The organism is Azospirillum oryzae, from assembly GCF_008364795.1.
Taxonomy (GTDB): domain Bacteria; phylum Pseudomonadota; class Alphaproteobacteria; order Azospirillales; family Azospirillaceae; genus Azospirillum; species Azospirillum oryzae.
In genome coordinates, this window is sequence record NZ_VTTM01000001.1 from 559,837 (window position 1) to 575,889 (window position 16,053).

Sequence of the window (16,053 nt, forward strand, 5' to 3'; positions counted from 1 at the left end):
GCTCCCCGACCTGATAGTATCGTCAGCAATCCACACCTGACCTTGGGAGTACCCGTCTTGGACATCCGCAACGGCTTTATCGGCGCCATCGGCAACACGCCGCTGATTCGCCTGGAAGGGCCATCGAAGGCGACGGGCTGCGAGATCCTGGGCAAGGCGGAGTTCCTGAATCCCGGCGGATCGGTCAAGGACCGCGCGGCTCTCGCCATCGTGCGCGACGCGGAAAAGCGCGGCCTGCTACGCCCCGGCGGCACCATTGTCGAGGGGACGGCCGGCAACACCGGCATCGGGCTGGCGCTGGTCGGCAATGCGCTTGGCTATCGCACCGTCATCGTGATGCCGGAGACGCAGAGCCAGGAAAAGAAGGACATGCTGCGCCTGATCGGCGCCGACCTGCGGCTGGTTCCGGCGGTCCCCTATTCCAACCCCGACAACTACGTCCGCTATTCCGGCCGGCTGGCCGAGGAGTTGTCGAAGACCGAGCCGAATGGCGTCGTCTGGGCCAACCAGTTCGACAACACCGCAAACCGCGAAGGCCACCGCACCACCACCGGCCCGGAGATCTGGGAGCAGACCGGCGGCAAGGTCGACGCCTTCACCTGCGCGGTGGGCAGCGGCGGCACGCTGGCCGGCATCGCCATGGCCTTGAAGGAGCGTAACCCCAACATCCGCATCACCCTCGCCGATCCGATGGGCGCCGCGCTGTTCAGCTACTACACCAAGGGCGAGCTGAAGTCGGAAGGCAGCTCCATCACCGAAGGCATCGGCCAGGGCCGCATCACCGCCAACCTGGAACAGGCGCCGATCGACGATGCCCTGCAGATCCCGGATGAAGAGGCGCTGCCGATCATCTTCGACCTGATCAAGACCCAGGGCCTGGTGCTGGGCGGCTCGTCGGGCATCAACATCGCCGCGGCGATGCGGGTGGCGCGCGACCTCGGCCCCGGGCACACCGTGGTGACCATCCTGTGCGACGGGGGGCAGCGTTACCAATCGAAGCTCTTCAATCCTGACTTCCTCCGTGAGAAGAATCTTCCGGTGCCAGACTGGCTGGCCTGATTCTTCTCGAGGGGGATATGGACGCGCTTTTTCGCGAGGACGCCTACGCCCGCAACTGCATCGCCACCGTCACGGCGGTGGACGAGCGTGGCATCCGGCTCGACCGCACCGTCTTCTACCCGACCGGCGGCGGCCAGCCGGGTGACAGCGGGGTCCTGCGCTTCGACGGGTTCGAAGTCCGCATCAAGGACACGGTGAAGGGCGACGGCGGCCCCGACGACGTCATCCATGTGCCGGAGGACGGGCAGGAGCTGCCCGGCCCCGGCACCGCGGTGGAGGCGGAGATCGACTGGGACCGCCGCTATCGCCACATGCGCATGCACACCGCCCTGCACCTGCTGTGCGCCGTGGTGCCGGGGTCGGTCACCGGCGGCCAGATCGGAGCGGACAAGAGCCGGCTCGACTTCAACGTCCCCGCCGAATCCCTCGACAAGGATGCCATCGCCGAGGCCGTCAACCGGCTGATCGTTGCCGACACGGCGGTCGACACCCGCTGGATCTCCGACGAGGAGATGGCGGCGCAGCCGGAACTGGTCCGCACCATGTCGGTGAAGCCGCCGACCGGCAGCGGCCGGGTGCGCCTGTTGAATGTCGAGGGCGTCGATCTGCAGCCCTGCGGCGGCACCCATGTCGCCCGCACCGGCGAGATCGGCGGAATCGAGGTGACGAAGATCGAAAACAAGGGAAAGCAGAACCGGCGCGTCGTCATCGCGCTGAAGGACTGATCCCGTCACCCCCGATCTTCCGACCGGCGGATCCAGCTGACGGACCCCATTTAAGGACGCGCAGAATGAGCGACAGCACTGTGGAATCGCTGACCGGCCCCGTCGTCTCCACCGACTGGCTGGCCCGCAATCTGAGCCGGCCCGGCCTGAAGATTCTCGACGGGTCCTGGCATATGCCGGCCCTGAAGCGCGACATCCGGGCGGACTTCGCCGCCTGCCATATCCCCGGCGCCCGGCTGTGCGATGTCGACGAGGTCGCGGCGCCGAACACCGCCCCCCTGCCCCACATGGCCCCCGACGAGGCGACTTTCGCCGCGAAGATCGGCGCACTGGGCATCGGTGACGGCGATACGGTGGTGGTCTATGACAGCGCCGGCATGGCCACCGCGGCGGCGCGCGTCTGGTGGCTGTTCCGGCTGTTCGGCTTCGACCGGGTGGCGGTGCTGGACGGCGGTCTGCCGAAATGGCTGGCGGAAGGACGCCCGACCGAATCGGGCGAGGCCTCCCCGGTCCAGCCTGCAACCTTCACCGTGCGCAAGCGGCCGGAGCTGATCCGCAGCGCCGATCAGGTGCTCGCCAACATCGACGCCGGCGCCGATCAGGTGACGGACGCCCGCGCCCAGCCGCGCTTCGAAGGCGCGGTCGCGGAGCCCTGGCCCGGCCGACGCAGCGGGCGGATTCCCGGCAGCTTCAACCTGCCCCACACCGACCTGATCGACGCCGAGGCCAAGACCCTGCTGCCGCCGGAGGTCATCACCGGGAAGGCGCGCGCCGCCGGGCTGGACCTCGACCGGCCGGTCGTCGCCTCCTGCGGCAGCGGCATCACCGCCTGCGTCATCGCACTCGGCCTCGCAACCGCCGGCAAGACGGACGTGGCGATCTATGACGGCTCCTGGGCGGAATGGGGTCTGCGCGAGGATCTGCCGCTGGAAACTGGACCTCTGAAAACCGACGCGCGGAAACCGTGACCGGCCCCATCACCGTCCGGCCCTGCACGGCGGAGGACCGCGACGCCGTCGTGGCGCTGTGGACCGCCTGCGAGCTGGTGGTGCCGTGGAACGACCCGGCGGCGGACTTCGCGCTGGCTCTGTCCAAGACCGGTTCGACCGTGCTGGCGGCGGTCGCGGATGGCCGGCTCGTCGCCACCGCAATGGTCGGGCAGGACGGCCATCGCGGCTGGATCTATTATGTCGCCGTCGATCCGGCCTTGCAGGGACGGGGGCTCGGTCGCCGCATGGTGGCGGAGGCCGAAGGCTGGCTGGCTGCTGCCGGCATGCCCAAGGTCCAACTCCTCGTCCGTGAGACCAACCAACGGGTGCTGGCCTTCTATGAAAGGCTGGGCTATGCCAAATCGCCCGTCACGATGATGCAGAAATGGCTGACCAACCCTTCTCCCTGACCCGCCCCGCCGTGCCCGCCGCCAGCCGGCCCGGCCATCTGCCGGTGATCGTCACCTATCTGGAGATGACCGCACCGCCGGGTCATGCGCCCGTGCGCCAGCCGGCCGGCAACCTTTCCCTGGTGCGGGCAGACCCGCCGACCTGGTCCTTCTACCGCTACCTGTACGACACGGTGGGCGAACCCTGGCTGTGGCACGAACGCCGCCGCCTGCCGCGCAAGGAGTTGGAGCGCTCGATCCACGATCCGCTGGTGGAGGTCTGGGTGCTGTATTTCGATGGCACGCCCGCCGGCTATGGCGAGTTGGACCGGCGGACGCAGGAGACCGATCTTTCCTATTTCGGCCTGATCCCCGATTTCATCGGCCACAAGCTCGGTCCCTGGCTGCTCGACACCATCATCCGCAAGGCCTGGGAGGGCGGCGCGACAAAGCTGGTCGTCAACACCTGCAGCTTCGACCATCCGAAGGCGCTGCCGCTCTACCAGAGCATGGGTTTCGTCCCTACCCGCCATGTCGCCCGCGAGGTCCGCGACCCGCGTCTGGACGGTGTGCTTCCGCGCAGCGCCGGGGAGCATATTCCGCTCGCCCGCTAAGTTGAGAGAGGGCGGCGACGTTCCGCCGCCCCGTCTTCCCAACCGAAGCGCAAGGCCGGAAAGTTAGGCGCCCTCTGCCACCGCCAGCATCCCGTCGACATCGACCGTCGCTTCCAGCCGGTCGGCAACGGCGTCCAGTGCCCGTTCCACCGCCACGCCATAGGCCAGTTCCGACCCGTCGCCGCCCAGTCGGCGCAGATAGGCCGCACGGAAACCGTCCGCGCCGAACAGCCCGTGCAGGTAGCAGCCGGCAACCCGCCCATCCGCCGACTCCGCGCCGTCCGTCACGCCGCCCGTAAGCTCCAGCATCGGCCGCGCCCGGTCGGCCCCCTCGGTGCGGCCCATATGCATCTCGTACCCCACCACCGCAGCGCCGGTGCGACGCTCCGTGCCGCGCGCCTCCTCCAGCACCTTCGGCCCCTTCAGCACCGTCTCGACATCCAGCAGGCCGAGCCCGGCGGCCTCTCCCGGCGGTCCCTCGATGCCGTCCGGATCGGCGATGCGCCGGCCCAGCATCTGATATCCGCCACAGATACCCAGCACGCGCCCGCCACGCCGCCAATGGGCCAGCAGGTCGATATCCCAGCCCTGCGCCCGCAGGAAGGCGAGGTCGGGAATCGTCGTCTTGGTGCCGGGCAGGATCACCAGATCGGCATCGCCCGGCAGCGGCTGGCCCGCACGCACCATGGTCAGCGCGACACCCGGCTCCTGCGCCAGCGGATCGAAATCGTCGAAGTTGGCGATGTGCGGCAGCATCGGCACCGCCACGCGCAGCGCCCCGTCGCCGGCCCTTCGCGGCCGATCGAGCGCCACCGCATCCTCCGCCGGCAGTGTCGCCGCCTCGTGCAGCCAGGGCACCACGCCGAATCCGCGCCATCCGGTATGGCTCTCGATGATCCGCAGCCCTTCATCGAACAGGCGAACATCGCCACGGAACTTGTTGATGAGAAAGCCCTTAATCCGCTCCTGCTCAGATTTTGGTAGAAGTGCGTGGGTGCCGACCAGACTGGCGATCACGCCGCCGCGGTCGATGTCGCCGACCAGCAGGACCGGCACGTCGGCGGCGGTCGCGAAGCCCATGTTGGCGATGTCGCCGGCCCGCAGATTGACCTCCGCCGGGCTGCCGGCTCCCTCAACCACCACGATGTCGGCCTCGCCCTGCAGCCGCTCGAAACTGTCCAGAACCGTGCCCAGCAGCTCGCGCTTGCGTGCCTGATAGTCGGCAGCGCGCGCGGTCCCGACCACCACGCCGCGCACCACCACCTGGGACCCGACATCCGACTGCGGCTTCAGCAGCACCGGGTTCATGTGGACGCTGGGCGCCACGCCGCAGGCCCGCGCCTGGAGCGCCTGGGCACGGCCGATCTCGCCGCCGTCGGCCGTCACCGCCGCATTGTTGGACATGTTCTGCGGCTTGAACGGCCGGACGGTCAGCCCACGCCGCACCAGCGCCCGGCACAGCCCGGCCACCAGCAGCGACTTGCCGACGTCGGAGCCGGTACCCTGCAGCATGATCGCCCGAGACCGCATCGCCCGAGATTGCATGGCTCAGAACTCGATGCCGGGCTGGGCCTTCACCCCGGCCTCGAATGGGTGCTTGACCAGCGTCATCTCGGTGACGAGGTCGGCGGCGGCGATCAGCTCCGGCTTGGCGTTGCGGCCGGTGATGCAGACATGCAGGTCCGGCCGGCGGGCGGCCAGCGTGGCCAGCACCTCGTCCAGGGCCAAGTAGTCCATGCGCAGCACGATGTTCAGTTCGTCCAGCACGATCAGGCGATAGCGCGGGTCGGCCATCAGTTCCTTGGCCTTGGCCCAGGCGGCCTCGGCAGCGGCGATGTCGCGGGCGCGGTCCTGGGTGTCCCAGGTGAAGCCCTCGCCCATCGTGTGGAAATCGACCAGATCCTCGAAGCGTTCCAGCGCCACCGTCTCGCCGGTGGACCAGGCGCCCTTGACGAACTGCACCATGCCCACCCGCATGCCGTGGCCGACCGCGCGCATCATCAGGCCGAAGGCGGCGGTGGACTTGCCCTTGCCCTTGCCGGTGTGGACCATCAGCAGGCCCTTCTCCACCGTCTTGGAGGCGAGCGCCCGCTCCTGCAATGCCTTGCGCCGCTTCATCTTCTCGGCATGGCGGCGGTTGATCTCGTCGGAGTCGGTCATACGGGGGTTCCCTTCACGAACATCGGCAGACCGGCGACGGTCAGCACGACGCGCGGCGCCACGGCCGCGATGGATTGGTGCAGGCGGCCGGCATGGTCGCGGAAGCGGCGGGCCAGCGCATTGTCGGGCACGATGCCCATCCCGACCTCGTTGGAGACCAGGACCACCCGACCCGGCAGTGTCGGCAGAAGCTCCACCAGCGCCGCGCTCTCCGCCGCGACGTCGGCCTCCGCCATCATCAGGTTGGTCAGCCACAGAGTCAGGCAATCGACCAGGACGCCGGAGCCCTCGGCCGCATAGGCACGCAGGACCCCGGTCAGGTCGCGCGGCTCCTCCACCGTGGTCCAGTCGGGGCCACGGTCGTCGCGATGCTTCGCCACGCGCTCCGCCATCTCGGCGTCCCACACCTGCGAGGTCGCGATGTAGACGCGCGGGCCCCCAAGCGCCGTCACCAGCCCCTCGGCATAGCGGCTCTTGCCCGATCGCGCGCCGCCCAGCACCAGCGTCAGGTCGGCGCTCATTCCCCCGACCGTCATTCCCAGTCGGTCCCGTCGCGATGCCGATAGGCGCCGTCGCGCCAGACCATGTCCTCGTCGGAATAGTCGATCTCGTCGCCGGCGCTGCGGTCGCCGACCTCCAGATAGCTGGCCGGGCGGTCACCGCGGTTGATCAGCCGGTGCCCGTCGGCGACGCCATGCGGAAATCCTGCACACATGCCGGCGGTCAGAAGCGTCTCCCCGGCCTCGGTCACCAGCGTCAGTTCGCCCTCCACCAGATAGACGAACTCGTCCTGCTTGCTGTGCCAGTGGCGCAGGGCGGACGACGCACCGGGCGCCAGCCGGGTCAGATTGACGCCGAAATTGCTCAGACCCAGCGGATCGCCCAGCACGACCCGGTGCCGCCCGGCGACCTGCGCCCGGAACGGCTGCGGATAGTCGGTGGCGCCGGTTTCGGCGGCCAGCGTCGCGGGATCAAGGACCGGCGGGTTCGGCACGGGCGGTCTCCGGTTCTGCATTGCGGGTCCGGACTGTCGCAAACCGCACCTGCGGCGTCAAACGGTGCAAGTCCCCTTACAGGGCAGGGTTGACCGCCCCATGGCTGGACAGCCAGCCTCTCCCCCACCATGCTTATTGCAACGCAAAACAACAACCTGCGATGCGATGTCGACCCTGGAAATCATAAGCCGCCTTCCCGCCGGCACGCCGAAAATGCCGCCGCTCCTGTTCGTCCACGGCGCCTTCAGCGGCGCCTGGATCTGGGATGCCAAGTTCCTGCCCTGGTTCGCCGCGCGTGGGTGGGAAGCCCATGCCGTCTCGCTGCGCGGCCATGGCAACAGCGAAGGACGCGACCGGCTGCATGATTTCGGCATCGCCGATTATGTCGACGACGTGCTGGAGGCGGCCGATCGCCTCTCGTCCCCGCCGGTGCTGATCGGCCATTCCATGGGCGGCATGGTGGTGCAGCGCGCGCTGGCGAAGCGCCGTTTTCCGGCCGGCGTGCTGATGGCTTCCGCACCGCCCTATGGCCTGCTGTCCTCCACCATGGGGCTGGCCTGGCGCTCGCCCTATGTGTTCCAGCAGATGTCGATGCTGATGACCTTCGGCGAGAAGGCGATCGACCCCGACGCCATCCGCCGCGCCATGTTCTCCGACAAGATGCCGCGCGCCGAAGCGGCCAAGTACGAGAGCTGCCTGCAGGAGGAATCGCGCCGCGTCCTGCTGGACATCGGTGGCTGGATCCCCTTCCCCGTCCTGCCGCCGCGCGACATGCCGATGCTGGTGATGGGCGCGGAGGAAGACCTGCTGTTCCCCCGTGCCGAGGTCGTCGCCACCGCGGCCGCGCTGGGCACCCGGCCGGTGTTCATGCCGGGCATGGGCCATGCGATGATGCTGGAGCAGGACTGGCAGTCGGCGGCCGAGCGCGTAGAGGCGTGGATCGCCGCGACGGTGACCGCCGAAGTGGCCTGAGGCCGCCCTAGGCCTTGGGCCGCTCCGACCGGGAATAGTTGCTGAAGTGCCCTTCCTTGGCCGCCATCCGGCGGGCGGACTGGACGACGGCGCCGGACTTTCCTTCCGGCGCCACGTTCGACAGCTGGCGGGTCAGGTCGGCACTGCCACAAGACGGGCAGGCGGGAGTCTCACCGGAGCGCACCAGGGTCTCGAACCCATGGTCGCAGGCCTTGCAGCGGTAGGAATAGAGCGGCATCGCACCCTCGCGGAACGGATCGCATCGCCCCGAGCATGCCGCAATATCCATATCAAGAAAATGGTTTTGTTGCGCCGCACCCATATCGGTCAGGCAGCAGCCCCAGCGAAATCGAAGCCGGCCGCCTCGACCGCCTGCCGCACCACATCGGCGGGAACGCCGCCATCGACCAGCACGGTGCCGGTGGCGAGATCGACGGTCACCGCGGCATCGGGGGCCGCCTTGGTGATCGCGTTGGAAACGGAGCGGGCGCAGCCGCCGCAGGTCATTCCATCCACCTTGTACGCATCGGCCATCGTCACGGGGCTCCCCTTTTCGGTCGGGTCAGCCGCCGGCATGGTGCGTCCGCACCACCGCGCTGACCGGGACAAGAACGAAGCCACGCTTTTGCACGTCCGGCAGCCAGGACGCCAGAGCCTCGATTGTCGCATCATGCGGGTGACCGATGGCGACGGCATAGCCCTGCCGCCTTGCCACCTGTTCCGTCTTCGCCAGCTGGGCTTTCACCGCCGCCACGGTCTCTTCGTTGTCGAGGAAGATGTCGCGGCCGACCCAGGGCATCTTCAGCTCCTTCGCCAGCCCGATCCCGGCGCTGTTGGGCGTCGTCCGGCTGTCCAGCCACAACAGCCCGCGGCGGTGCAGCTCCGCCAATACCGGCGTCAGCGCCGCCCGGTCGGCGGTGAAACGGCTGCCCATATGGTTGTTCACCCCGACATAACCGTCGAAGCTGTCCAGCGCCGTGCGGAACCGCTTCACGATCTCGCCCTTGTCCAGCGAGACCAGCAGGGCGTTCGGCCCCGGATCGGCCTTCACGCTGGGTTCCATCGGCATGTGCAGCATCAGTTCGTGCCCGTTGGCGCGGGCCGCCTTCGACTGGGCCGACAGTTCGCGGGCATAAGGCAGCCAGGACAGCGTCAGCGGCCCATGGAGCCCGGCCATCCGCGCCGAGCGCTTGCGGTCCAGCCCCATGTCGTCGATGACGATGGCGATGATCGGCTTGCCCGGCGGCACCTCGGCCGGCAACGCGTTCTTGCGCCACAGCGCGGCATTGCCGCTTGGGGCCTGCACCGGCGGCAGGGCGGGAGGAACCGGCGGCGGCAGCATCGCCACCGTCGTGGCGGGTGGACGCGCCTCGGCCTTGTCCTGCGCCGGCTTTTCCGGCACCGCATGTTCCGGCCCCTCCGCCGCGTGCGCCGGTGACTCGGCCTTGACCGCAGGCGATGAAGGCGGCGTCGCGGGCAGCACGGAGGGAGGCGCAGGCGGCACCGCAGCGTGCTGAACCGGCGCCTGCTGCGCCTGCCCGCCGCCGGACCGTCCACCGGTCAGAGTCGCGACGCCCATCGCCACGGCGAACACCACGGCGACAGCAGCCAAAGCCAGAACGAAGGGATTCGACAAAAAGGGGGGAAGCGAAGTCTTGCGGGCTTTAGAAGGCGCCTTGCGGGCCATGGTGACGATGTCCATCCTGCGACCGGGGCGCCGCACAGTGGCACCCCGTCGTCGTCGCCGCAACCGCCCAAACGGCGCAAAAGGCCGGAGCGGCAGTCCCCCTGCGCTCCCCGGCCATGCCCACCCAGAAGAGTCCGTCCGATGCGTCCGATCTTTGTTACCGCAACGCTCCTGCTGGCCGCTTCCGCCCCGGCGCAGGCCGCCGGCGGCCTGCAATGCCCGGCCAGCCTGACGGTCCAGGCGCAGCCCGACGCCCCCGGCGGCTGGTCACCCTACCCCGGCCGCGACAGCCACGGATTCGCCGGCATCACCATCGTCGAGGGCGACCGCGCCAGCGAAATGACCAGCGCCGCGCCCGCCACCCTGGCCCCCGACCGCGAGGTCCGGCGCGGCCGCAGCATCGTTCAGGTCTGGGAGTTCACCGGCGCCCGGCAACGCAACGTCTTCCTGGTCTGCCGCTATCGCGACACCCAGGCGACGCTCGCCGCCGACCTGCCGCGCCACATCCGGCGCTGCACCCTGACGCTGGCGACCGACATCCGCGGCACCGTCCTGGACGACCCGAAGACGCCGCCGCAGCTCGACTGCCGGTGAAGCGGCGAAGTTCTGCGCGGAGGCTGGAAATCCGCCCCCTCAGCCGCTAGGGTGTCCATCGTTGGAACAGGGCCGGAACGGGCCCGCGTTGGAACAGGGCCGGAACGGCCCAGACTGCCCGGGCGAAGTTGGCCGGGCGAAGGTGGAAGGCGGAAGGCGCATGCTGCTGCTCATCGATAACTACGACAGCTTTACCTACAACCTCGTCCATTACCTGGGCGAGCTTGGCGCCGACGTGCAGGTCCGCCGCAACGACGCCCTCACGGTGGAACAGGCGATGGCATTGCGCCCCGACGGCATCGTGCTGTCCCCCGGCCCCTGCGACCCCGACCGCGCCGGCATCTGCTTGGCCCTAATCGACGCCGCCGCCAAGGCCCGCCTGCCGCTGTTGGGCGTTTGCCTCGGCCATCAGTCCATCGGCCAGTCCTTCGGCGGCCGGGTGATCCGCGCGCCGGTCCCCATGCACGGCAAGGTCGACAACATCCGGCATGAGGGCCGCGGCGTGCTGGCCGGCCTGCCCAGCCCGTTCCGCGCCACCCGCTACCACTCGCTGATCGTAGAGCGCGACACGCTGCCCGCCTGTCTGGAGGTGACCGGCGAGACCGCCGACGGCCTCATTATGGCGCTGGCCCACCGCGAGCTGCCGATCCACGGCGTGCAGTTCCATCCCGAAAGCATCGAGAGCGAGCACGGCCACAAGATCCTGCAGAACTTCCTGGACCTGACCCATCCCCGCCCGGAAAACGCGGCCCTGGAGAGCGCAGCATGAGCGGCGATCTGTCCGATATGAAGGCCATCCTGGGCAAGGTCGCCACCGGCGCCGCCCTGACCGAGGCCGAGGCCGGCTTCGCCTTCGACATCATCATGTCCGGCAACGCCACCCCGTCGCAGATGGGCGGCTTCCTGATGGCGCTACGCGTCCGCGGCGAAACGGTGGACGAGATCACCGGCGCCGCCCGCGTCATGCGCGCCAAGGCGATCCCGGTCGAGGCGCCTCCCGGCACCATCGACACCTGCGGCACCGGCGGCGACGGCGCCGGCACCTACAACATCTCCACCGCCGCGGCGCTGGTGGTGTCGTCCTGCGGCGTGCCGGTCGCCAAGCATGGCAACCGCGCCATCTCCTCCAAATCCGGTGCGGCCGACGTGCTGGGGTCGCTGGGCGTCAACCTCGACTGCGACTTTGCGCTGGTGCGCAAGGCGCTGTGGGATGCCCGGATCGCCTTCCTGATGGCGCCGCGCCACCACCTCGCCATGCGCAACGTCGGCCCGACCCGCGTCGAGCTTGGCACCCGCACCGTCTTCAACCTGCTTGGACCGCTCGCCAACCCGGCGACCGCCAGGCGCCAAGTCCTCGGTGTCTTCTCCAAGCAGTGGGTTGAGCCGCTGGCCCAGGTGCTGAAACGGCTGGGATCGGAGGCCGCCTGGGTCGTCCATGGCTCCGACGGGCTGGACGAGATCACCACCACCGGCCCCACCACCGTCGCCCAGCTGAAAGACGGTGAGGTGACGGTGTTCGAGGTGACGCCGGAGGACGCCGGCCTGCCGCGCGCCCGCATCGAGGACCTGAAGGGCGGCGACGCCCAGGTCAACGCCGAGGCGATCCACGCCCTGTTCGACGGGGTGCGCAGCCCCTACCGCGACATCGTCCTGCTGAACGCCGCCGCCGCCCTGCATGTGGCCGGCAAGGCCGCGACGCTGAAGGAGGGTGTGGCCATGGCCGCCGACGCCATCGACAGCGGCGGCGCCCGCGACCGCCTGCGCCGGCTGGTCGCCATTACCAACGAGGCGGTGGCCTGATGAGCGACGTTCTGACCCGCATCAACGACGACAAGCGCGCGCTGGTCGCCTCCCGCAAGGCCGCCCGTCCGCTGTCGGAGGTCGAGGCCGCTGCCAAGGCCGCCAACGAGACCAACCCGCCGCGCGGTTTCATCCGGGCGCTCGGCGCCGCGGTGGAGGCCGGGCGCTATGGCCTGATCGCCGAGATCAAGAAGGCCAGCCCGTCCAAGGGCCTGATCCGCGCCAACTTCGACCCGCCGGCCCTTGCCCGCGCCTACCGCGAGGGTGGCGCCAGCTGCCTGTCGGTGCTGACCGACGAGCCCTATTTCCAGGGCAAGGACGAGTATCTGGTCGCCGCCCGCGCCGCGGTCGATCTGCCGGTGCTGCGCAAGGACTTCATGGTCGATCCCTATCAGATCGTGGAGGCCCGCGCGCTGGGCGCCGACTGCATCCTCATCATCATGGCCTCGCTGTCCGACGCCCAGGCGGCGGAGATCGAGGATGCCGCGATCGCCCAGGGGCTGGACGTGCTGGTCGAGGTGCATGACCGTGCCGAGCTGGACCGCGCGCTGCTGCTGAAGACTCCGCTGCTGGGCGTCAACAACCGCAACCTCAAGACGCTGGCCGTCGACATCGCGACGACGGAGGAACTGGCGGCCAATGTGCCGGCCGACCGCATGCTGGTGGCGGAAAGCGGCCTCTACACACCTGCCGATCTGGCCCGGATGGCGAAGGTCGGGGCGCGCTGCTTCCTGGTCGGCGAATCGCTGATGCGGCAGGCGGACGTGACCGCCGCCACCCGCGCCCTGCTGGCCCCGGTGTGATGCCATGACCGATGTGGTGATCGCCGCGGAAAGCCCGCGCCAGGATGCGGTGGTCGCGCTGGTCGCCGCGCTCGACCGCTATCTGCTGGACCTCTATCCGGCGGACACCTGCCACCTGCTGGACATCGAGTCCCTGGAGGCGCCGGACGTGCGCTTTTTCGTCGCCCGCAAGGACGGCGTTCCGGTCGGCTGCGCCGCCCTGCGGGTCGATTCCGCCGGCTATGGCGAGGTGAAGCGCATGTATGTCGATGCCGCCGCCCGCGGCCACCGCATCGGCGACCGCCTGCTCGCCCGGCTGGAGGAGCAGGCGCGGGCGGAGGGTCTGACCGCCCTGCTTCTCGAATCGGGCATCCACCAGCACGAGGCGCTGGCGCTCTACCGCAAGGCCGGCTTCACCGACCGCGGTCCCTACGCCTGCTACGCGGACAACGGCGTCAGCGTCTTCATGGAAAAACGCTTGCTGGAGACCGTCCGATGACCGGCTTCACCCACTTCGACGCCGAAGGCAAGGCGGTGATGGTCGACGTCTCCGACAAGGCGGACACCGAACGCACCGCCACCGCCGCCGCCACCGTGCTGATGCAGTCGGAAACCCTGGCGCTCATCATGCAGGGCGGAGTGAAGAAGGGCGACGTTCTGTCGGTCGCCCGGCTGGCCGGCATCATGGGGGCCAAGCGCACGCCGGACCTGATCCCGCTTTGCCACCCGCTGATGCTGACCTCGGTCAAGGTCGACCTGTCCTGCGACCCCGCGCGCAAAGCCGTGGACGTGACCGCGACCTGCAAGCTCAGGGGCCAGACCGGCGTGGAGATGGAGGCGCTGACCGCGGTCACCGTCGCCGCCCTGACCGTCTACGACATGTGCAAGGCGGTGGACCGCGGCATGACCATCACCGACGTCCGCCTTCTGCACAAGGCCGGCGGCAAGAGCGGCGAATGGGGTGCCGCCGCCGCCCCGTCCACAGGAGGATAAGTCGATGATCTCCGTCGCCGAGGCGCGCGCCCGCATCCTGTCGGCCTTCGCCCCTCTGCCGGCGGAGACCGTTGCCCTGCCCGACGCGCTCGGCCGCGTGCTGGCCGAACCGGTGGTCGCGCGGCTGACCCAGCCGCCCTTCCACGCCGCCGCCATGGACGGCTGGGCCGTGCGCGCCGCCGACATCGCCGCCGCGACCGCTGACGCTCCTATCCCGCTGCGCCGTATCGGCGAATCCGCCGCCGGCCATGCCTACACCGGCAGCGTCGGCCCGGGCGAGGCGGTACGCATTTTCACCGGCGCCCCCCTGCCCGACGGTGCCGACGCCGTTGTGATGCAGGAGGATTGCAGCGCCGACGACAACATCGTCCGCATCGGCCGCGCCGTGATTGCCGGCCGTTTCATCCGCGAAGCCGGCTTCGATTTCACCCTGGGCCAGGAGCTTCTGCCGAAGGGCCGCCGCCTGACCGCCCGCGACATCGCGCTGGCCGCCGGCGGCAACGTGCCCTGGCTGTCGGTCCACCGCCGGCCGCGCATCGCCATTCTCGCCACCGGCGACGAGATCGCCTTGCCCGGCGATCCGCTGGGTCCGAGCCAGATCGTCAGCACGAACGCACTCGGCCTCTGCGCCCTGGTCACCGCGCAAGGCGGGCTCGCCCACAATCTCGGCGTCGCCAAGGATACCCCGGAGAGCGTTTCCGCCCTGGCGAAGGGTGCCGCCGGCTGCGACCTGCTGGTCACCACCGGCGGCGCCGCCCATGGCGATTACGACCTCGTGCGCGACGTACTGGCCGAAAACGGCGTGGCCCTGGAGGTGCAGACCGTGGCGATGCGACCGGGCAAGGCGCTGATGTTCGGCCGGGTCGGGTCGGTGCCTCTGCTGGGCCTGCCCGGCAACCCGGTGTCCACCGGTGTCACCGCCGTCCTGTTCCTGCGCCCGATCCTGCGCCTGCTGCAGGGGCTGCCACCCGATGACGACCGTCCGCCGCTTCGCGCCCGTCTGACCACCGCACTGAAGGCCAACGACCGGCGCGAGGAATTTCTGCGTGCGACGCTCGCCGCCGGCCCGGACGGGGTCCTGACCGTCACCCCCTTCGCCCGGCAGGACAGCGCCATCACCACGCTTTACGCCCAGGCCGATTGCCTGATCCCCCGTCCGCCCAACGCCGACCCGGAACCGGCCGGCGCCATGGTGACAGTGCTTTCTTTGACCGATGGAGCGCTCAGCATCTAGACTTGGCGACATGCCGCCGAACGGCGGATTGAACAGTTGAACACCACCCCGAAGACTGTTTCACGGCGTTCCAAATGTTCCGTTCAAGTTCTAAAAGAAGCCGACGGGGGGCTTGACGCGCGGCAAGAACCAAACTAGAACATGGAGGCAACGTTTGGTTTTTGTTCCATCTTCAGTCTGGCGACGGCCGGGAGGCATCCATGCTCACGCGCAAGCAGCACGAATTGCTGCTGTTCATCCACGAACGGCTCGGCCAGGGCGGTGTCTCGCCGTCGTTCGACGAGATGAAGGACGCCCTGGGGCTGAAGTCCAAGTCGGGCATCCACCGCCTCATCACCGGGCTTGAAGAGCGCGGCTTCATCCGCCGCCTGCCCCACCGCGCCCGCGCGCTGGAGGTTCTCCGCCTGCCGGAAGGCCTGGACGCCGCCCGCAGCCGCAGCGCCGCGCCCAAGCCGAAGTTCCAGCCCAACGTCATCAAGGGCGATTTCGCCTTTGCCGGCCGCGACACCACGCCTTCCGCCGCGACGCCCGCCGCCGCCAACGAGACCGTTCAGCTTCCGCTCTACGGCCGCATCGCCGCCGGCACGCCGATCGAAGCTCTGCGCGACAACAGCGCCTTCGTCGACATCCCCGCCTCGATGCTGACCGCCGGCGATCATTACGCGCTGGAGGTTTCCGGCGACTCGATGATCGAGGCCGGCATTCTCGACCACGACACCATCATCATCCAGCGTTGCGACGCGGCGGAGAACGGCACCATCGTCGTCGCCCTGGTCGATGAAGGCGAGGTGACGTTGAAGCGCCTGCGCCGCAAGGGCAATACGGTTGCCCTGGAACCCGCCAACGCCGCCTACGAAACCCGCATCTTTGGCGCCGACCGCGTCCGCGTGCAGGGCAAGCTGGTCGGTCTGGTCCGCAAGTACTGAGTTCCAGAAAGCCGTCCCGGCAAAGCTCCATTCTCCCTCCCCCGCCCAGCTCTCGCACAAAGCTTCGCTTTGTGCTGACGCGACAGGCGGACCGTAGGTCCGCTGAGAGCAGGGGAGGGTCGGGGTGGGGGCAA

General features: G+C 69.2%; 21 protein-coding genes. 14 read left to right on the top strand and 7 right to left on the bottom strand.

Annotation, left to right across the window (positions count from 1 at the left end; genetic code table 11):
• The first annotated feature begins 57 nt into the window (after positions 1-57).
• The 5 genes from FZ938_RS02645 (at position 58) to FZ938_RS02665 (ending at position 3,776) form a co-directional block, all read left to right on the top strand.
• Positions 58-1,059, top strand: coding sequence for a cysteine synthase A (locus tag FZ938_RS02645; protein WP_149197118.1), 1,002 nt, complete (start codon positions 58-60; stop codon positions 1,057-1,059).
• A gap of 17 nt (positions 1,060-1,076) precedes the next feature.
• Positions 1,077-1,784, top strand: a complete 708-nt coding sequence (locus FZ938_RS02650; RefSeq protein WP_149197119.1) for an alanyl-tRNA editing protein — start codon at positions 1,077-1,079, stop codon at positions 1,782-1,784.
• A gap of 65 nt (positions 1,785-1,849) precedes the next feature.
• Entirely contained in the window at positions 1,850-2,752 is a 903-nt protein-coding gene (locus tag FZ938_RS02655) for a sulfurtransferase (RefSeq protein ID WP_149197120.1), read from the top strand.
• On the top strand, positions 2,749-3,183 hold the full coding sequence (locus tag FZ938_RS02660) for a GNAT family acetyltransferase (protein WP_246457463.1): 435 nt from the start codon (positions 2,749-2,751) through the stop codon (positions 3,181-3,183). The genes FZ938_RS02655 and FZ938_RS02660 overlap by 4 nt, the downstream gene beginning before the upstream one ends.
• Positions 3,159-3,776, top strand: a complete 618-nt coding sequence (locus FZ938_RS02665) for a GNAT family N-acetyltransferase (protein WP_149197122.1) — start codon at positions 3,159-3,161, stop codon at positions 3,774-3,776. The genes FZ938_RS02660 and FZ938_RS02665 overlap by 25 nt, the downstream gene beginning before the upstream one ends.
• Before the next feature lie 63 nt (positions 3,777-3,839).
• Here FZ938_RS02665 and FZ938_RS02670 read toward each other — a convergent pair whose 3' ends face one another.
• Genes FZ938_RS02670 through FZ938_RS02685 form a run of 4 tightly spaced genes read right to left on the bottom strand, consistent with a single transcriptional unit; the run spans position 3,840 to position 6,930 of the window.
• Positions 3,840-5,306: a cobyric acid synthase gene (locus FZ938_RS02670; RefSeq protein ID WP_149197123.1), complete on the bottom strand. Its 1,467-nt coding sequence runs from the start codon at positions 5,304-5,306 to the stop codon at positions 3,840-3,842.
• A gap of 18 nt (positions 5,307-5,324) precedes the next feature.
• Positions 5,325-5,936, bottom strand: a complete 612-nt coding sequence (gene cobO, locus FZ938_RS02675; protein ID WP_149197124.1) for a cob(I)yrinic acid a,c-diamide adenosyltransferase — start codon at positions 5,934-5,936, stop codon at positions 5,325-5,327.
• Positions 5,933-6,472 (bottom strand): bifunctional adenosylcobinamide kinase/adenosylcobinamide-phosphate guanylyltransferase, encoded by a 540-nt coding sequence (gene cobU, locus FZ938_RS02680; RefSeq protein WP_246457465.1) that lies wholly within the window; start codon positions 6,470-6,472, stop codon positions 5,933-5,935. The genes cobO and cobU overlap by 4 nt, the downstream gene beginning before the upstream one ends.
• On the bottom strand, positions 6,469-6,930 hold the full coding sequence (locus FZ938_RS02685) for a cupin domain-containing protein (protein WP_149197125.1): 462 nt from the start codon (positions 6,928-6,930) through the stop codon (positions 6,469-6,471). Before FZ938_RS02685 ends, cobU begins: the two co-directional genes overlap by 4 nt.
• A gap of 214 nt (positions 6,931-7,144) precedes the next feature.
• Here FZ938_RS02685 and FZ938_RS02690 point away from each other — a divergent pair, with 214 nt between their 5' ends.
• Positions 7,145-7,903 (top strand): alpha/beta hydrolase, encoded by a 759-nt coding sequence (locus FZ938_RS02690; protein ID WP_246457466.1) that lies wholly within the window; start codon positions 7,145-7,147, stop codon positions 7,901-7,903.
• Between the two features lie 7 nt (positions 7,904-7,910).
• Here the strand turns inward: FZ938_RS02690 and FZ938_RS02695 are convergent, their stop codons facing one another.
• The 3 genes from FZ938_RS02695 to FZ938_RS02705 all read right to left on the bottom strand — a co-directional run bounded on the left by FZ938_RS02695 (position 7,911) and on the right by FZ938_RS02705 (position 9,605).
• Positions 7,911-8,141, bottom strand: a complete 231-nt coding sequence (locus tag FZ938_RS02695; RefSeq protein WP_149197127.1) for an FmdB family zinc ribbon protein — start codon at positions 8,139-8,141, stop codon at positions 7,911-7,913.
• Positions 8,142-8,230: 89 nt separating this feature from the next.
• On the bottom strand, positions 8,231-8,437 hold the full coding sequence (locus tag FZ938_RS02700; RefSeq protein ID WP_109155572.1) for a heavy-metal-associated domain-containing protein: 207 nt from the start codon (positions 8,435-8,437) through the stop codon (positions 8,231-8,233).
• 28 nt (positions 8,438-8,465) lie between these two features.
• On the bottom strand, positions 8,466-9,605 hold the full coding sequence (locus tag FZ938_RS02705) for a divergent polysaccharide deacetylase family protein (RefSeq protein WP_246457468.1): 1,140 nt from the start codon (positions 9,603-9,605) through the stop codon (positions 8,466-8,468).
• Positions 9,606-9,731: 126 nt separating this feature from the next.
• Here FZ938_RS02705 and FZ938_RS02710 point away from each other — a divergent pair, with 126 nt between their 5' ends.
• The 8 genes from FZ938_RS02710 to lexA all read left to right on the top strand — a co-directional run bounded on the left by FZ938_RS02710 (position 9,732) and on the right by lexA (position 15,919).
• Positions 9,732-10,184: an STY0301 family protein gene (locus tag FZ938_RS02710; protein ID WP_149197128.1), complete on the top strand. Its 453-nt coding sequence runs from the start codon at positions 9,732-9,734 to the stop codon at positions 10,182-10,184.
• 160 nt (positions 10,185-10,344) lie between these two features.
• On the top strand, positions 10,345-10,953 hold the full coding sequence (locus tag FZ938_RS02715; protein WP_149197129.1) for an anthranilate synthase component II: 609 nt from the start codon (positions 10,345-10,347) through the stop codon (positions 10,951-10,953).
• The gene (gene trpD / locus FZ938_RS02720) at positions 10,950-11,984 is read left to right on the top strand and encodes an anthranilate phosphoribosyltransferase (RefSeq protein ID WP_149197130.1); all 1,035 of its coding nucleotides are present in this window, start codon (positions 10,950-10,952) and stop codon (positions 11,982-11,984) included. Before FZ938_RS02715 ends, trpD begins: the two co-directional genes overlap by 4 nt.
• Complete coding sequence (gene trpC / locus FZ938_RS02725) at positions 11,984-12,787, top strand: indole-3-glycerol phosphate synthase TrpC (protein WP_149197131.1); 804 nt, start codon at positions 11,984-11,986, stop codon at positions 12,785-12,787. The genes trpD and trpC overlap by 1 nt, the downstream gene beginning before the upstream one ends.
• Before the next feature lie 4 nt (positions 12,788-12,791).
• Positions 12,792-13,265: a GNAT family N-acetyltransferase gene (locus tag FZ938_RS02730; RefSeq protein ID WP_149197132.1), complete on the top strand. Its 474-nt coding sequence runs from the start codon at positions 12,792-12,794 to the stop codon at positions 13,263-13,265.
• Positions 13,262-13,759: a cyclic pyranopterin monophosphate synthase MoaC gene (gene moaC, locus FZ938_RS02735; RefSeq protein ID WP_149197133.1), complete on the top strand. Its 498-nt coding sequence runs from the start codon at positions 13,262-13,264 to the stop codon at positions 13,757-13,759. The genes FZ938_RS02730 and moaC overlap by 4 nt, the downstream gene beginning before the upstream one ends.
• 4 nt (positions 13,760-13,763) lie before the next feature.
• Positions 13,764-14,993, top strand: a complete 1,230-nt coding sequence (locus FZ938_RS02740; RefSeq protein WP_149197134.1) for a molybdopterin molybdotransferase MoeA — start codon at positions 13,764-13,766, stop codon at positions 14,991-14,993.
• A gap of 200 nt (positions 14,994-15,193) precedes the next feature.
• Positions 15,194-15,919 (top strand): transcriptional repressor LexA, encoded by a 726-nt coding sequence (gene lexA / locus FZ938_RS02745; protein WP_149197135.1) that lies wholly within the window; start codon positions 15,194-15,196, stop codon positions 15,917-15,919.
• Positions 15,920-16,053: the final 134 nt, after the last annotated feature.

Bases quoted from the DNA above. Each gene is read 5' to 3' on its own strand.
- FZ938_RS02650 (WP_149197119.1), top strand. From the start codon at position 1,077: ATGGACGCGCTTTTTCGCGAGGACGCCTACGCCCGCAACTGCATCGCC.
- FZ938_RS02740 (WP_149197134.1), top strand. From the start codon at position 13,764: ATGATCTCCGTCGCCGAGGCGCGCGCCCGCATCCTGTCGGCCTTCGCC.
- trpC (WP_149197131.1), top strand. From the start codon at position 11,984: ATGAGCGACGTTCTGACCCGCATCAACGACGACAAGCGCGCGCTGGTC.
- FZ938_RS02665 (WP_149197122.1), top strand. From the start codon at position 3,159: ATGGCTGACCAACCCTTCTCCCTGACCCGCCCCGCCGTGCCCGCCGCC.
- FZ938_RS02690 (WP_246457466.1), top strand. From the start codon at position 7,145: ATGCCGCCGCTCCTGTTCGTCCACGGCGCCTTCAGCGGCGCCTGGATC.
- FZ938_RS02670 (WP_149197123.1), bottom strand. From the start codon at position 5,306: ATGCGGTCTCGGGCGATCATGCTGCAGGGTACCGGCTCCGACGTCGGC.
- FZ938_RS02730 (WP_149197132.1), top strand. From the start codon at position 12,792: ATGACCGATGTGGTGATCGCCGCGGAAAGCCCGCGCCAGGATGCGGTG.
- FZ938_RS02655 (WP_149197120.1), top strand. From the start codon at position 1,850: ATGAGCGACAGCACTGTGGAATCGCTGACCGGCCCCGTCGTCTCCACC.
- trpD (WP_149197130.1), top strand. From the start codon at position 10,950: ATGAGCGGCGATCTGTCCGATATGAAGGCCATCCTGGGCAAGGTCGCC.
- FZ938_RS02710 (WP_149197128.1), top strand. From the start codon at position 9,732: ATGCGTCCGATCTTTGTTACCGCAACGCTCCTGCTGGCCGCTTCCGCC.
- lexA (WP_149197135.1), top strand. From the start codon at position 15,194: ATGCTCACGCGCAAGCAGCACGAATTGCTGCTGTTCATCCACGAACGG.
- FZ938_RS02705 (WP_246457468.1), bottom strand. From the start codon at position 9,605: ATGGACATCGTCACCATGGCCCGCAAGGCGCCTTCTAAAGCCCGCAAG.
- cobO (WP_149197124.1), bottom strand. From the start codon at position 5,936: ATGACCGACTCCGACGAGATCAACCGCCGCCATGCCGAGAAGATGAAG.
- FZ938_RS02695 (WP_149197127.1), bottom strand. From the start codon at position 8,141: ATGCCGCTCTATTCCTACCGCTGCAAGGCCTGCGACCATGGGTTCGAG.
- FZ938_RS02700 (WP_109155572.1), bottom strand. From the start codon at position 8,437: ATGGCCGATGCGTACAAGGTGGATGGAATGACCTGCGGCGGCTGCGCC.
- FZ938_RS02715 (WP_149197129.1), top strand. From the start codon at position 10,345: ATGCTGCTGCTCATCGATAACTACGACAGCTTTACCTACAACCTCGTC.
- cobU (WP_246457465.1), bottom strand. From the start codon at position 6,472: ATGACGGTCGGGGGAATGAGCGCCGACCTGACGCTGGTGCTGGGCGGC.
- moaC (WP_149197133.1), top strand. From the start codon at position 13,262: ATGACCGGCTTCACCCACTTCGACGCCGAAGGCAAGGCGGTGATGGTC.